Raw genomic sequence first — 13,383 nt, 5'->3', positions numbered from 1 at the left:
ACATCAAAAATATACACATAAAAAAAGCCCACTCAAACGAGTAGGCTTTTTTTATGTGTAAGCTAAACGGTAATTAAGCTTTTCCTTTCTTTTCAGCACAACATGCTTTTGTACAGTCATCACCACAAGATTTGCCTTCTGCTTTTTTAGCATCGCATTTTTTCTTGCACTCTGCCTTTTTAGCAGCACACTTATCGCAGTTTTCTTTTGTACAATCTTCAGAACACTTAGGTGCACATTCTTTTTTGTTAGAGAATGCCTCAACAGTATTCATGTTTTCTACTTTGTAAATATCAGCAGCTTTAGTTACCGTTTCTTCTAAGTCTTGTGTAGTAACTTTAGCGTTATCATACTCAACCATTGCTAATTCCTTACCAAAATCTACTTTAGCACTTTTTACCCCTTCCATTTTAGCTAATTTCTTTTCAATAGTTTTAGCACAACCTATTTCGCAAGTCATACCTTTTATATTAAACTCAGCTTTAGCATAAGTAGCGTTAGGGTCTAATTCTTTAACCTCTTTTTTAGCTTTTGTTTCTGTTTGCACAGTTTTTACTTCTGGCTGTGTTTCGTTTTTACACGCAACAATAGCTAGAGCAAGTATAGCAACAGCTAAAATATTTTTTAATGTCTTCATAAGTAATAGTTATTATAATCTATACAAAATTAGTAATTAATACTGTTACTTGCATCTTAAATTCGCACTTTTGCAGAAAATTTCAGGTATGCATTCAGGAAATAAGAAATGGATTTATTTAATTGTGCTTTCTTTAATTTGGGGAAGCTCTTTTATTCTTATTAAAAAAAGCTTGATAGGTTTAACACCTTATCAATTAGGTGCTTTACGTGTTATTATTTCGGGCTTGTTTATTTTTGCTGTTGGATTTAATACGCTTAAAGAAGTTGCTAAACCACAATGGAAATGGCTAATCATTTCTGGGTTTTTAGGTACTTTTTTCCCTGCCTTTTTGTTTGCTATTGCCGAAACCGAAATTGATAGTGGTGTTGTATCTGTATTAAACTCTTTAGTGCCATTAAATACTATTTTGCTTGGGTTTGCAGTGTTTAAAATAGCGTCAACCAAACGTCAAATAGTTGGTGTTATTATTGGTTTTGTTGGGACTTCAATATTAATTGGTAAAGGTGCCGAATTAAATCCGAATCAAAACTATTTATATGCAGGCTTTGTGTTATTAGCTACCATTATGTATGCTTTTAATGTAAATATTATTAAGCGCTACTTACAAGATGTAAAGGCCATTACTATTGCTGCTGGAAATTTTGCGGCAATTATGATTCCAGCTTTTGTTGTATTGCTATTTGTAGATTTCTTTTCGACCGAAACTTTTAATAGAGAAGGTTTTTTAATGTCTATTGGTTATGTGGTAATACTATCTGCTTTTGGTACAGCCTTAGCCAAGGTATTATTTAATAAATTAGTGCAAATGGCTACACCAGTTTTTGCATCGTCTGTTACGTATTTAATGCCAGTAATTGCACTTATTTGGGGATTGTTAGATGGTGAAGGGTTTAGTTTGTCTCAGCTTTTAGCAACAGGATTAATTTTAATAGGAATTTATTTAGCTAATAGAAGAAAATAAAAAAACCCGAAGCAAAAGCTTCAGGTTTTTTTAATGTATTTTGAAATACTAATTAGTTAAAATCAGCGTCTGTTACACCTTCGTTAACTTTAATGTTAGATACATTAAAAATTAATACTTGCGGTCCAGCTTTTTGTACAGTATAGTAAGGGAATAATACACCTTCTACTTCAGAGTACTTATCGTAATCTACAGTTGTAGTAATTTCTTGCTCTCCTACTTTAGTAGTGCTTTCAGTTCTTACTAAAAATGCATTTTCTACACTATAATATCTATAAGTTGTTTCTCCGTTTTCTTCAAGCTTTACTTTATAAACATCATTACCTTCAATAGTATTGATACTTTCTAATGTTACATTTTTGTCAGCAAAACCTAATTCATCAAATAAAACTGATTTCTTTTGGCTTTCAATTCTATCAGCAGGCATATCTTGTCTTTGTCCTTGACGAACAATATAACCTGTTTCACCATTAAATACTTGCTTCTCAATAGTTCCCATTCCTTCGATGCTAATGTCCACCATCATTTTGTTTGGAGCCATTTGCTTAGTGTTAGCAACAGGCTTGAAAGGAGCACCTTCAATAGTTACATTTGCAGTAGAGTGAATAGTATTTACAGCAGCTAATTTGTCTTTTCCTCCAATAGCGTTGATATAGTTATCAATTACTGTTTGTACAGTTACACCAGCAGGAATTGGTTTTGTAAATTCTGGTTTAGCAACCTCATTAGCATACTTGTCGTAGTACTTAATTGGAATTCCAGTTTTTTCAAGATTTTCTAAAGCATCAGCACCTTTACCTACAATAACAATACGAGCATTTTCAGTTTTAAAATACTTGTTAGCTACACGTTGTACGTCTTCAACAGATACATCTTTAATTTTTTGTAAGTATGTAGAGTAGAAGTCTTGTGGTAAGTTTTGTAACTTGATGTTTAAAGCGTAATTAGCAACAGTTCTTGGGTTTTCTAATCCCATGATAAATCTACCAATGTACTTTTCTTTAGCATCTTTTAAAATTTGAGCATCTACTGGCTCTGTTTTAATTCTTTTTATTTCTTTTAAAGCTTCAACAACAGCACTATCAGTAACCATGTTTCTAACTTTAGCAGAAGCAGTAAAGCGAGAAGCACCATATCTATTAGCACCTAAGCTAGAGTAAGCTCCATAAGTGTAACCATGTTCTTCACGAAGGTTTTTAAATAAATAACCTTCACCACCACCACCAAGGATGTTGTTAGTAATTAAAGCTGCATGGTAATCTTCGTCAGCCATTTTTAGCTTTACATTGTTAGTAATAGAAATACTAGATTGAGATGCAGATGGGAAATCAACAAAGTTAATTTGAGTGTATTGAGCGTTAGGGTTTACTTCTGGAATAGAAGTAGCTACACCAGCTCCTGGAGCCCAATCACCAAAATATTTCTTAACTTGCTTTTTGATGTCTTTAAACTTAACATCTCCAATTACAACTAAATATGCTTTGTTTGGGCTAAAGTATTTTTGGTAAAAAGCTCTAACGTTATCTAATGTTACATTGTTTACAGTTTCTTCTGTAGTAAATTCTCCATATGGATGGTGAGTTCCGTAGCTTAAAGCACCTCCAACACGGCCACTAATTGCGTCCATACTTTTTTCGTTAGATTTTAAGCTTTCAAGTAACTTATCTTTTTCTTTTTGAAACTCTTCTTCAGTTAATAATGGGTTTAATGCTGCATCAGCCATTAATTCAAGAATTCTTTCAGAATATTTTGATAATGAAGATGCAAATGCACTACTAGAACCAAAACTTAAGTTAGCTCCTAAAAAGTCAATCTCTTCGTTAAAAGTATCTTTATCAATAGAAGTAGTTCCGTTTCCAAGCATACTAGCAACAATGCTTTCTACACCAGCTTTATCTCCAGATAAAATTGGACCATTGTCTATACGTAAACTAAATGAAACTCTTGGTAATTTATGGTTTTCTACTACAAGAACTTTCAAACCATTTTTAAGTTGAAATTCTTCAGGAGTTTTTATGTTAATTTCTGGTTCTGCACCAGGAGTAGGTATCTTTGTTCTGTCTACTTGTGCTGTAACGCTTAATGTTACCAAAAATAAAAGTACAAATGCAGATATCTTTGTTTTAATATTAAATATTGTTCTCATTTTATTGGTCATCTTTTTTTGGTAAATATTCTATTTCAACACGCTGATTTGGGCTAAGGTATTTTTTAGCTACAGCTTGAATTTCTTCTCTAGTAATTGATCTAATAATATCAATTTCCTTGTTTATTAAATTAATGTCTCCATATAATAAATAGTATGAAGCAAGAGACTCTGCAATTCCTGCAATACTTGCATTAGAGCTTACAAACTGATTTTCGAATTGGTTGATTAATTTTTGGTAATCACGTTCAGAGATTAATTCGTTTTGCATTTTTGCAACTTCTTCATCCATTTCAGCAAGTAAAGTATCTAAAGAAACTTCACCTAATGGTAAAGCAAATAAAGCAAATACATTATAATCCATTTGAGGAATGTTAACAGCTTGAACAGCTAATGCTTGTTTTTGCTCGTCAACTAATTTTTTATAAAGTACAGAACTTTTTCCTCCACTTAAATATGCAGAAATCATATCTAATACATACGCATCTCTGTTTCCAAATCCAGGAGTTCTGTAGGTTGCTAAAATAGCAGGGATTTGAATGTTTTTATCGTAAGCTTGTACTCTTTTAGCAGTAGTAATAGGAGCTTCCTTTGGGAAATTTCTAACAACTTCAGGACGAGGTTTTACTTCTCCAAAGTACTCTTTTACCATTTTTTTAGTTTCTTCAACTTCAAAATCTCCAGCTATTACTAGAACAGCGTTGTTAGGTCCATAATACTTTTTAAAGTATGCGTTAAACTCATCTAAAGTTGCAGCATCTAAATGCTCCATATAACCAATGTTTGGATCTTTATATGGGTGAACTTCGAAAAGATTTTTTCCAATAGCTTCAAAAATCCCACCATATGGAGAGTCATATCTTTGACGCTTTTCTTCTTTTACTACTTCGTTTTGAGTGTCAACACCAACTTGATCAATAATTGGGTGTAACATACGAGCAGATTCTAACCAAAGCCCAAGTTCTAATTTGTTTGAAGGGAAAATTTCGTAGTAGTAGGTTCTGTCCTGAGATGTGTTAGCGTTAAAAGTTCCTCCGTTAGCAGGAATAATTTTCATAAACTCTCCACGCTCAATGTTTTCTGTACCTTCAAATAATAAGTGTTCAAAAAAGTGAGCAAAACCTGTACGCTCTCTGTCGCCATCTTTTCCTCCTACATCGTACATTACAGAAGTAATAACTACAGGAGCGGTGTTGTCTTGATGAAGAACTACGTGTAGTCCATTGTCTAGATCAAATTCTTCAAACTTAACTTCTTGAGCAGTAGCAGTAAAACTTGCTAATACCAAAGATGCTAAAGAAAATAAGCATTTTTTCATTTGTGATTTTTTAATTAAATTTAATTTGTTGTATGACGCAAGTAAGTAAGATTTGTTACAAGCGCACACAAAAATAATAAACTTTAAATCGTATACCTTATATATTGCACTATTTTTAAGAGATTTATAGTGTGTAAAATATTTGTAGATTAATTATTTAGCCGTATATTTGCACTCATTTTTTAATAAAATTAATAAATAAAAACGTTACGCTATGTACGCAATTGTAGAGATAGCAGGGCAACAATTTAAAGTTGAAAAAGACCAGAAAGTGTTTGTTCACCGTTTACAAACTGAAGAAGGAAAGAAAGTATCTTTCGATAACGTTCTTCTTGTAGCAGATGGTGACAATGTAACTGTAGGCGCCCCAGCTATAGACGGAGCTCAAGTAGGAGCAAAAGTCTTAAAGCACCTTAAAGGTGATAAAGTTATTGTTTTCAAAAAGAAAAGACGTAAAGGTTACCGTGTTAAAAATGGACACCGTCAATCTTTAACTGAAATTCAAATTGAAAGTATTGCTGCTTCAGGAGCAAAAAAAGCTGCTCCAGCAAAAGCAACTAAAAAAGTAGAGGCTAAGCCAGAAGCTACAGAAGCATCTAATGATTTATCTAAGATGACTGTTGCTCAATTAAAAGAGATGGCTAAAGCAAAAGGAATTGAAGGTATTTCTTCTATGAAGAAAGCTGATTTAATTGCTGCTTTAAGCTAATTGTTTAACAACTAAAATCGAAATAAAATGGCTCATAAAAAAGGAGTAGGTAGTTCGAAAAACGGTAGAGAATCAGAATCGAAACGATTAGGTGTTAAGATTTTTGGTGGACAAGCTGCTGTTGCAGGTAACATCATTGTAAGACAAAGAGGTACTGCGCACAATCCAGGAGAAAACGTATATGCTGGAAAAGACCATACTTTACATGCTAAAGTTGATGGTATCGTAAAATTTACTAAGAAAAGAGATAACAAATCTTACGTTTCAATTGTACCATTTGAAGCTTAAGAAGTTTAAGTTTTTTTAAAATATATGAAACCCTTTCAGGAAACTGAAAGGGTTTTTTTGTACTTTTTATTTAATTCTATCGTTAGAGTTATTATGAAAAAAGTAATCTTATTTTTTGCTTTCACATTATGTGTTAAGTTGTGTTATTCTCAAATAAAAACTATCCATGTTTTTGTTGCTTTGTGTGATAATAAAAATCAAGGAATAGTACCAGTGCCAGAAAAATTAGGTAATGGTCAAGATGCTAAAAATAATTTGTATTGGGGAGCAATGTATGGCGTAAAAAGCTACTTTAAAAGAAGTAAAGATTGGGTGCTTGTTACAACCGAGAAGAATCCAAAAAAGAATATCCTTGAGCGCTTACTGTATAAGCATAAATTAACTAATACATATTTGTTGGCTGATGCTTACGATGGTAAATATATAAAACAAACTACCATTGATTTTTTAGAAGCTAACGCAGGTCACAATCCTATTAATATTAAACATGAAAGTGTGAGTTTGAGTTTTGGAGGAGATTCAAATTTATTAGCTTATGTTGGTCATGATGGACTTATGGAGTTTGATGTAGAAGGAAATTTCACCTCTAAAAATGTAAATAAAAGAGCAGCTATAATTTTAGCATGTATTAGTAAAGAGTTTTTTAAACCATATTTGGTTCAAACTAATTCTAGTCCATTAGTTTGGACTACAGGTTTAATGGCTCCTGAAGCTTATACTTTAAAGGCAGCAATTGATGGGTGGATTATTAACGAAACAGATTTACAAATTCGTGAAAGGGCAGCTCAAGCATATCATAAGCACCAGAAATGTGGAATAAGAGGAGCAAGAAATTTATTGGTGACAGGATATAAAAAAACCCTCACATTTCTGTAAGGGTTTAATCTATAATAGAATTATAATTCTTTAATTAGTATCTATAATGTTCAGGCTTATAAGGTCCTTCAACAGTTACACCAATATAACTAGCTTGATCCTCACGTAACTCAGTAAGCTCAACACCAATTTTTGCTAAGTGTAATTTTGCTACTTTTTCGTCTAAAGCTTTAGGTAACATGTATACTTCGTTTTTGTAAGCATCAGCATTATTCCAAAGTTCAATTTGTGCTAACGTTTGGTTTGTAAATGAGTTACTCATTACAAAACTTGGGTGTCCTGTAGCACAACCTAAGTTTACTAATCGTCCTTCAGCTAAGATAATGATGTCGTTTCCGTTTACATTATACTTGTCAACTTGTGGTTTAATTGTGTTTTTAGTGTCACCATGATTTTTGTTTAACCAAGCCATGTCAATTTCATTGTCAAAATGTCCAATGTTACATACAATAGCTTTGTCTTTCATAGCTTCAAAATGCTCTCCACGAACGATGTCTTTGTTTCCTGTTGTTGTAATAACGATATCACTATTTCCAACTACAGTTTCTAAACGTTTAACTTCAAAACCGTCCATTGCAGCTTGTAAAGCACAAATTGGGTCAATTTCAGTAACTGTTACAATAGAACCAGCACCTTTAAATGAAGCTGCAGTTCCTTTACCAACATCACCATAACCACAAACCGTTACACGTTTTCCAGCTAGCATCACATCTGTTGCGCGACGAATAGCATCTACAGCAGATTCTTTACAACCATATTTGTTGTCAAATTTTGACTTTGTTACAGAGTCATTAACGTTAATTGCCGGCATTGGTAATGTTCCATTTTTTACACGCTCGTATAAACGGTGAACACCAGTTGTAGTTTCTTCAGATAAACCGTTAATTCCTGCAGCTAACTCTGGATACTTGTCTAAAACCATGTTAGTTAAATCTCCACCATCATCAAGAATCATATTAAGTGGTTGTCTATCTTCACCAAAGAATAAAGTTTGCTCAATACACCAATCAAATTCTTCTTCAGTCATATCTTTCCATGCGTAAACTGGAATTCCAGCTTCAGCAATAGCAGCAGCAGCTTGATCTTGAGTTGAGAAAATATTACAAGAACTCCAAGTTACTTCAGCTCCAAGAGCTTTTAAAGTTTCAATTAATACAGCAGTTTGAATTGTCATATGTAAACAACCAGCAATACGTGCACCTTTAAGAGGTTGAGAATCTTTATATTCTTCTCTCAAACTCATTAGTCCAGGCATTTCTGCTTCAGCCAATTCAATCTCTTTTCTTCCCCAAGCCGCAAGCGACATATCCTTTACCTTATAAGGTACGTATGGAATTGTTTTTGTACTCATAGTTATTTTATTTTTCATTAAAGAAAAACACCTTTGGGATTAGCTTTTAAAATGGTTAAATTCGCTAACCAAAAATGTTTATTCTGCCTTAGGCAGCGCAAAGATAATTAATAACTTTCAGAATATTAAATGCCTCTTTACAAAACCATTACTGTAAATTCACAAACTACTGTTAAAATCTGGAAGATTACAGAGTCTTATGATGATTTACTTGCGCCTTTAGATTTGAAACCAAGGAGCTTAGAACGTGTTTTAGGAATGCGAAGCGAGTTGCATCAACGTGGATTTTTAAGTGTAAGACACTTGCTTAGAGATTTTGGATATACAGATCAAGATTTGTTTTATGACGATAATGGGAAGCCACATTTAAAAGATGGTAAAAAGATATCTATTACTCATTCCTTTACATTTTCGGGGGTTATTATTAGTGATAAGGAAGTAGGAATTGATATTGAAAAGCAACGCGATAAAATTGCTAGAATTGCAAGCAAGTTTATTGATTATGAGTTTCAGTACTTGCAAAAAACGTCTGATTGTTATACTAGAAGATTAACAGTTATTTGGGGAATTAAGGAGTCGTTATACAAACTTTTTGCAACACCAGGAATGTTGTTTAAAGAACATTTTTTAGTAATTCCATTTATGATAAATGATGACGCTACTGTTGCTTGGATAGATTATGAAGATAGAAAATATAGATATGAAGCTTTATTTTTAGAGTTTGAAGATTTTACTTGTGCCTATGTGGTAGCATAATGAATACAGTATATCAACATATAAAAACTTCTAATCAAAAGTTGCTAGCAGTTTTGATGGATCCAGATAAGATGAATTTGGAGGCTATTGCAGGTTTTATAGAAAAGGTGAATACAACCGTTACTACCCATATTTTTGTTGGAGGCAGTACAGTAGATGAAGGTGTTGTCACACCTTTTGTAGAAGAAATAAAGAGATATACAAAGTTGCCTGTTATTTTATTTCCTGGAGACACAACCCAACTTACAGAAAATGCAGATGCTTTATTGTTTTTATCCTTGATTTCTGGCAGAAATCCAGAATATTTAATTGAAAAACAAGTGCAATCAGTTTCAAGGTTAAGAGCAATGTCTTTAGAAGTTATTCCAACAGGATATATACTTATTGAAAATGGGAAAGAAACAGCAGTTCAACGTGTGTCTAAAACACAGCCAATGGAGCGTATTGATATTTCAAAAATCGTAGATACCGCAAAAGCAGGAGAACTTTTGGGGATGCAATTAGTATACTTAGAAGCTGGAAGTGGTGCATTACATCCTGTAAATAAAGAAATTATTACAGCAGTAAAACGAGATTTAAATATTCCGCTAATAGTTGGTGGAGGTATTAGAAATAAAATCCAATTAATGGAGGCTTATAATGCTGGAGCAGATTTGGTTGTGATAGGAACAGCATTTGAAAATGATGAAACATTTTTTAACGAATTGATAAACCTATGAACATATCAGTAGAATTTACATTACTACCTTTACAAAACGATTTTGAGTCACCAATTCAAGACTTTATAAAAGAATTAAGAGCTTCAAAATTTAAAGTCCTAGAAAATCCATTGAGTACGCAAGTTTATGGTAGTTATGATGAATTAATGCCTTTTTTAAATGACACTATCAAAGTATCTTTTGAAAGTATAGAACATGTGGTGTTGAATATGAAGATTGTTAAATCTGATCGTAGTGATTATGAGCCAAATTTTTGATTTTTTCTTAGAGCCATATAAAGAAGCATCTACATTTAATATTGTATTAGAAATTATTGCAGTATTATCTGGAATTGTTAGTGTGTGGTTCGCAAAAAAAGAGAGTATTTGGGTTTATCCAACAGGAATTATTAGTACTGTGATATATGTATATATATGCTATAACTTTACATTATATGGTGATTTGATTATTAATGTGTATTATACTTTAATGAGTATTTATGGTTGGTATATGTGGACAAGACTAGTAAAAGGGGAACACCTTGAAATTACAAAGTCATCTACTAAAGATTTAATTAAAGCATTAGGAATATTTTTAAGTACAGCGGTTTTTGTTGTCATTGTATATTTATATTTTAATAGATTTGATAGAATAACTGATTATTTCGATACGTTTACAACTGGAATATTTTTTGCTGGAATGTGGATGATGGCAAATAAAAAAATAGAACACTGGTTATTATGGATTGGAGGAAATATCATTTCAATTCCTTTGTATTTTATTAAAGGTTTAGGTTTTTCAGGAATTCAATTTAGTATATTTTTAGTTCTAGCAATTTTAGGTTATATAGAGTGGAAAAAGCATTTGAACAACAACCATCAGACTGCATAAAAGTTGTCATCTTTGGTCCTGAGTCTACAGGTAAAACAACTTTATCGCGTCAATTAGCACGATATTATAATTCGGTTTGGGTGCCTGAATACGCTAGAGAATATCTTCAAAATGTTTGGAATAACGAACGTCGTACTTGCGAGCCTAAAGACTTATTGCCAATTGCTAAAGGACAAATGAAATTAGAGAATGAATTAGCACAAAAAGCAAGTTCAGTACTTATTTGTGATACAGACTTGTTGGAAACAAAAGTATACTCAGAGGCTTATTATCTAGGGGCTTGTGATCCAATTCTTGAAAAATATGCTTTAGAAAACAACTACGATTTATACTTTTTAACCTATATTGACGTCCCTTGGGAAGCAGATGATTTAAGAGATAAACCAAATGAGCGAGAAAAGATGTTTAAGGCATTTGAATCTGCTTTGCAAGAGCATAATAAACCATATGTGTTATTAAAAGGAGGAAAGGAAGAAAGATTGAAAAAGGCAATAACCCATATTAATCAACTTTTAACGAAAAAATGGTAAATGTTTTCAGATAAAGATTTAGAACAAATAAAAAATAAAGGATTAACCTTAAAGAATGTACAATCTCAAATTGAAATTTTTAAAAAAGGGCTGCCATTTTCAAACTTAAAAGCTGCTGCAACAATTGGTGATGGTGTTTTAAAGATGTCCGAGATTGAAGAGAATGATAGCATAAGCTTTTTTGAGAAAAATTTAAATGGCACCAAAGTTGTGAAGTTTGTGCCAGCTTCTGGAGCTGCTACAAGGATGTTTAAGTTTTTATTTAAGTTTATAGATAGTTATAGTATTGAAGATGAAACTATCAATGCTTATATAAATAAAAACAAAGAAAATGACTTATCCTCTTTTTTAATAGGGTTAGAAAAACTACCGTTTTTTGAAGAAGTAATTCATAAAGTACATAAGTTTAATCCAAATTTTAATAATTCATCTTATGATAAACAACGTTTTGAGTTTATTAAAACAATGCTAGATGAAACTAGGTTGAATTATTCTAATTATCCAAAAGGACTGTTGCCATTTCATAAGTATAAGAAAAATGTTTCTACAGCTTTTGAAGAGCATTTGTTTGAAGCGGCATTATATGCTTCATCTAATGGAAATGCAGATCTACATTTTACAATTTCTGAAAAACATAACCATAAATTTGACCAAGAATTTAAATTTATTGAAGAGGATGTTGAAGATAAAACCAATACCAAATTCAATATTTCGTTTTCCTATCAAAAAGAAATTACAGATACTATAGCAGTTACTTCCGATAATAAACCATTTAAGGATGAAAATAATCGATTGGTTTTTAGACCATCTGGTCATGGTGCTTTAATAGAGAATTTAAATGACCTAGATGCCGATATTATTTTTATTAAGAATATCGATAATGTAGTTGTTTACAAGTACAAAGAAGAGGTAGCTAAATACAAGAAAATATTAGCAGGTATTTTATTGAAAATACAAGCTCTAGCATTTTCATATTTAAAAGAGATGGAGGATGAAGATATGCTAACTGAAAACAAAGTAATTGAAATAGCAGAATTCCTTTCAAAAAAAATACAAGTAAGAATTAGCCCTGAGTTTGAAAAATATTCTTTAAAATACCAAATAGCCTATCTAAAAGAAAAGCTTAATAGACCAATTAGAGTTTGCGGAATGGTTAAAAATGAAGGTGAACCAGGAGGAGGTCCATTTTGGGTCAAAGATGAAAGTGGAACTGTTTCATTGCAAATAGTAGAATCTGCACAAATTGATAAAAAGAATAAAGTTCAAAAAGATATTTTAAAAAACGCAACACATTTTAACCCTGTAGATTTAGTATGTGGAGTAAAAAATTATAAAGGAGAAAAGTTTGATTTAACAAAGTTTGTTGACCCTAAGACTGCATTTATTACATCCAAAACTAAGTCAGGAAAAGCTATAAAAGCATTAGAGTTACCTGGATTATGGAATGGAGCTATGGCTAATTGGAATACCATTTTTGTAGAAGTGCCATTAATTACATTCAACCCAGTAAAAACTGTAAATGATTTACTTAAAGCGCCTCATCAAGTAAAGTAGTTTTGGATTTAAAAGAACTCATTCAAGAAATAAACTTAAAAGCTATTAGAAGCTCAGGAAGTGGCGGTCAACATATAAATAAAGTTGCCACTAAAATAGAACTTCAATTTAAGATTAAAGAATCAAGAAAATTAAGTCAAATTCAAAAAGACTTAATCTCTGTAAAGTTAAAAAACAGATTGACAAAAGAGGGTGTATTAATACTTCAATGTGGTACAACTCGAAGCCAGCTAAAAAATAAGCAATTAGTAATAAATAGATTTTTAGCAATTATTGCACAAGCTTTAAGCGTGCAAAAACCAAGAGTGCCATCTAAAGTTCCTAGAGCAGCAATTAAAAGGCGTTTAGATAATAAACGTAAAACAGCTCAAAAGAAAGCTAACAGGAAAAAGCCAGATATCGAATAAAAAATTAAAAACAGTCTTGGTTTTTAATAATTCATAACTACCTTTGCGGCGTTCTCAAAAAGGGGTGCCTATAACGGCTGAGATCATACCCAATGAACCTAGAACAGGTAATGCTGTTTAGGGATTGCGAATGTTAAGGAAGCATCTTTTAGATGTTTTTGTAGGCACAAAAGCTTTGAGTTTACTCTTAATTTTCGAAAAATAATTTTTAATAATAACAAAGAATAATTACCTCTTTTTATTCGATTTTAAACGTAA

15 protein-coding genes and 1 riboswitch are annotated in these 13,383 nt (G+C 32.0%); of the genes, 11 read left to right on the top strand and 4 right to left on the bottom strand.

Features of this window, described 5'->3' with window-relative positions; genetic code table 11:
* Nucleotides 1-73 precede the first annotated feature (73 nt).
* Nucleotides 74-637 carry a heavy-metal-associated domain-containing protein gene (locus tag ACLII3_RS04855; protein ID WP_412986934.1) on the bottom strand — a complete coding sequence of 188 codons (564 nt, stop codon included), beginning with the start codon at nucleotides 635-637 and terminating at the stop codon, nucleotides 74-76.
* 88 nt (nucleotides 638-725) lie between these two features.
* On the opposite strand from ACLII3_RS04855, the gene ACLII3_RS04850 reads away from it, so the two are divergent.
* Complete coding sequence (locus tag ACLII3_RS04850) at nucleotides 726-1,601, top strand: DMT family transporter (protein WP_412987891.1); 876 nt, start codon at nucleotides 726-728, stop codon at nucleotides 1,599-1,601.
* Between the two features lie 52 nt (nucleotides 1,602-1,653).
* Here ACLII3_RS04850 and ACLII3_RS04845 read toward each other — a convergent pair whose 3' ends face one another.
* On the bottom strand, nucleotides 1,654-3,747 hold the full coding sequence (locus tag ACLII3_RS04845; RefSeq protein WP_412986932.1) for a M16 family metallopeptidase: 2,094 nt from the start codon (nucleotides 3,745-3,747) through the stop codon (nucleotides 1,654-1,656).
* Nucleotide 3,748: 1 nt separating this feature from the next.
* Nucleotides 3,749-5,065 (bottom strand): M16 family metallopeptidase, encoded by a 1,317-nt coding sequence (locus ACLII3_RS04840; protein ID WP_412986931.1) that lies wholly within the window; start codon nucleotides 5,063-5,065, stop codon nucleotides 3,749-3,751.
* Between the two features lie 214 nt (nucleotides 5,066-5,279).
* Here ACLII3_RS04840 and rplU point away from each other — a divergent pair, with 214 nt between their 5' ends.
* The 3 genes from rplU (at nucleotide 5,280) to ACLII3_RS04825 (ending at nucleotide 6,938) form a co-directional block, all read left to right on the top strand.
* Nucleotides 5,280-5,774 (top strand): 50S ribosomal protein L21, encoded by a 495-nt coding sequence (gene rplU, locus ACLII3_RS04835; RefSeq protein ID WP_412986929.1) that lies wholly within the window; start codon nucleotides 5,280-5,282, stop codon nucleotides 5,772-5,774.
* A 27-nt stretch (nucleotides 5,775-5,801) separates the two neighbouring features.
* The gene (gene rpmA, locus ACLII3_RS04830; protein ID WP_412986927.1) at nucleotides 5,802-6,062 is read left to right on the top strand and encodes a 50S ribosomal protein L27; all 261 of its coding nucleotides are present in this window, start codon (nucleotides 5,802-5,804) and stop codon (nucleotides 6,060-6,062) included.
* Between the two features lie 93 nt (nucleotides 6,063-6,155).
* Complete coding sequence (locus ACLII3_RS04825; RefSeq protein ID WP_412986926.1) at nucleotides 6,156-6,938, top strand: hypothetical protein; 783 nt, start codon at nucleotides 6,156-6,158, stop codon at nucleotides 6,936-6,938.
* A gap of 34 nt (nucleotides 6,939-6,972) precedes the next feature.
* Here ACLII3_RS04825 and ahcY read toward each other — a convergent pair whose 3' ends face one another.
* Nucleotides 6,973-8,289, bottom strand: a complete 1,317-nt coding sequence (gene ahcY / locus ACLII3_RS04820) for an adenosylhomocysteinase (RefSeq protein WP_412986924.1) — start codon at nucleotides 8,287-8,289, stop codon at nucleotides 6,973-6,975.
* A 129-nt stretch (nucleotides 8,290-8,418) separates the two neighbouring features.
* Here ahcY and ACLII3_RS04815 point away from each other — a divergent pair, with 129 nt between their 5' ends.
* Genes ACLII3_RS04815 through arfB form a run of 7 tightly spaced genes read left to right on the top strand, consistent with a single transcriptional unit; the run spans nucleotide 8,419 to nucleotide 13,125 of the window.
* On the top strand, nucleotides 8,419-9,045 hold the full coding sequence (locus ACLII3_RS04815; protein ID WP_412986922.1) for a 4'-phosphopantetheinyl transferase family protein: 627 nt from the start codon (nucleotides 8,419-8,421) through the stop codon (nucleotides 9,043-9,045).
* Nucleotides 9,045-9,764 carry a geranylgeranylglyceryl/heptaprenylglyceryl phosphate synthase gene (locus ACLII3_RS04810; protein ID WP_412986921.1) on the top strand — a complete coding sequence of 240 codons (720 nt, stop codon included), beginning with the start codon at nucleotides 9,045-9,047 and terminating at the stop codon, nucleotides 9,762-9,764. The genes ACLII3_RS04815 and ACLII3_RS04810 overlap by 1 nt, the downstream gene beginning before the upstream one ends.
* A complete protein-coding gene (locus tag ACLII3_RS04805; protein WP_412986920.1) occupies nucleotides 9,761-10,021 on the top strand; it encodes a YkoF family thiamine/hydroxymethylpyrimidine-binding protein in 261 nt (86 codons plus the stop codon). Before ACLII3_RS04810 ends, ACLII3_RS04805 begins: the two co-directional genes overlap by 4 nt.
* The gene (pnuC, locus tag ACLII3_RS04800; protein ID WP_412986918.1) at nucleotides 10,005-10,634 is read left to right on the top strand and encodes a nicotinamide riboside transporter PnuC; all 630 of its coding nucleotides are present in this window, start codon (nucleotides 10,005-10,007) and stop codon (nucleotides 10,632-10,634) included. The genes ACLII3_RS04805 and pnuC overlap by 17 nt, the downstream gene beginning before the upstream one ends.
* Nucleotides 10,595-11,164: an AAA family ATPase gene (locus ACLII3_RS04795; protein ID WP_412986916.1), complete on the top strand. Its 570-nt coding sequence runs from the start codon at nucleotides 10,595-10,597 to the stop codon at nucleotides 11,162-11,164. The genes pnuC and ACLII3_RS04795 overlap by 40 nt, the downstream gene beginning before the upstream one ends.
* A complete protein-coding gene (locus tag ACLII3_RS04790) occupies nucleotides 11,165-12,718 on the top strand; it encodes a DUF4301 family protein (RefSeq protein ID WP_412986914.1) in 1,554 nt (517 codons plus the stop codon).
* Nucleotides 12,719-12,720: 2 nt separating this feature from the next.
* Entirely contained in the window at nucleotides 12,721-13,125 is a 405-nt protein-coding gene (gene arfB / locus ACLII3_RS04785) for an alternative ribosome rescue aminoacyl-tRNA hydrolase ArfB (RefSeq protein ID WP_412986912.1), read from the top strand.
* A 50-nt stretch (nucleotides 13,126-13,175) separates the two neighbouring features.
* Nucleotides 13,176-13,266, top strand: a riboswitch (TPP riboswitch).
* The last annotated feature ends 117 nt before the right edge of the window (nucleotides 13,267-13,383 follow it).

Source organism: Pontimicrobium sp. IMCC45349 (assembly GCF_047219225.1).
Classification (GTDB): domain Bacteria; phylum Bacteroidota; class Bacteroidia; order Flavobacteriales; family Flavobacteriaceae; genus IMCC45349.
Note: the sequence above shows the minus strand (reverse complement) of the source record. Positions and strands in the feature narration are given on the sequence as shown.

Bases quoted from the DNA above. Each gene is read 5' to 3' on its own strand.
- ACLII3_RS04855 (WP_412986934.1), bottom strand. From the start codon at position 637: ATGAAGACATTAAAAAATATTTTAGCTGTTGCTATACTTGCTCTAGCT.
- ACLII3_RS04815 (WP_412986922.1), top strand. From the start codon at position 8,419: ATGCCTCTTTACAAAACCATTACTGTAAATTCACAAACTACTGTTAAA.
- ACLII3_RS04845 (WP_412986932.1), bottom strand. From the start codon at position 3,747: ATGAGAACAATATTTAATATTAAAACAAAGATATCTGCATTTGTACTT.
- rpmA (WP_412986927.1), top strand. From the start codon at position 5,802: ATGGCTCATAAAAAAGGAGTAGGTAGTTCGAAAAACGGTAGAGAATCA.
- ACLII3_RS04810 (WP_412986921.1), top strand. From the start codon at position 9,045: ATGAATACAGTATATCAACATATAAAAACTTCTAATCAAAAGTTGCTA.
- ACLII3_RS04790 (WP_412986914.1), top strand. From the start codon at position 11,165: ATGTTTTCAGATAAAGATTTAGAACAAATAAAAAATAAAGGATTAACC.
- ACLII3_RS04850 (WP_412987891.1), top strand. From the start codon at position 726: ATGCATTCAGGAAATAAGAAATGGATTTATTTAATTGTGCTTTCTTTA.
- ahcY (WP_412986924.1), bottom strand. From the start codon at position 8,289: ATGAGTACAAAAACAATTCCATACGTACCTTATAAGGTAAAGGATATG.
- ACLII3_RS04825 (WP_412986926.1), top strand. From the start codon at position 6,156: ATGAAAAAAGTAATCTTATTTTTTGCTTTCACATTATGTGTTAAGTTG.
- pnuC (WP_412986918.1), top strand. From the start codon at position 10,005: ATGAGCCAAATTTTTGATTTTTTCTTAGAGCCATATAAAGAAGCATCT.
- ACLII3_RS04840 (WP_412986931.1), bottom strand. From the start codon at position 5,065: ATGAAAAAATGCTTATTTTCTTTAGCATCTTTGGTATTAGCAAGTTTT.
- rplU (WP_412986929.1), top strand. From the start codon at position 5,280: ATGTACGCAATTGTAGAGATAGCAGGGCAACAATTTAAAGTTGAAAAA.
- ACLII3_RS04805 (WP_412986920.1), top strand. From the start codon at position 9,761: ATGAACATATCAGTAGAATTTACATTACTACCTTTACAAAACGATTTT.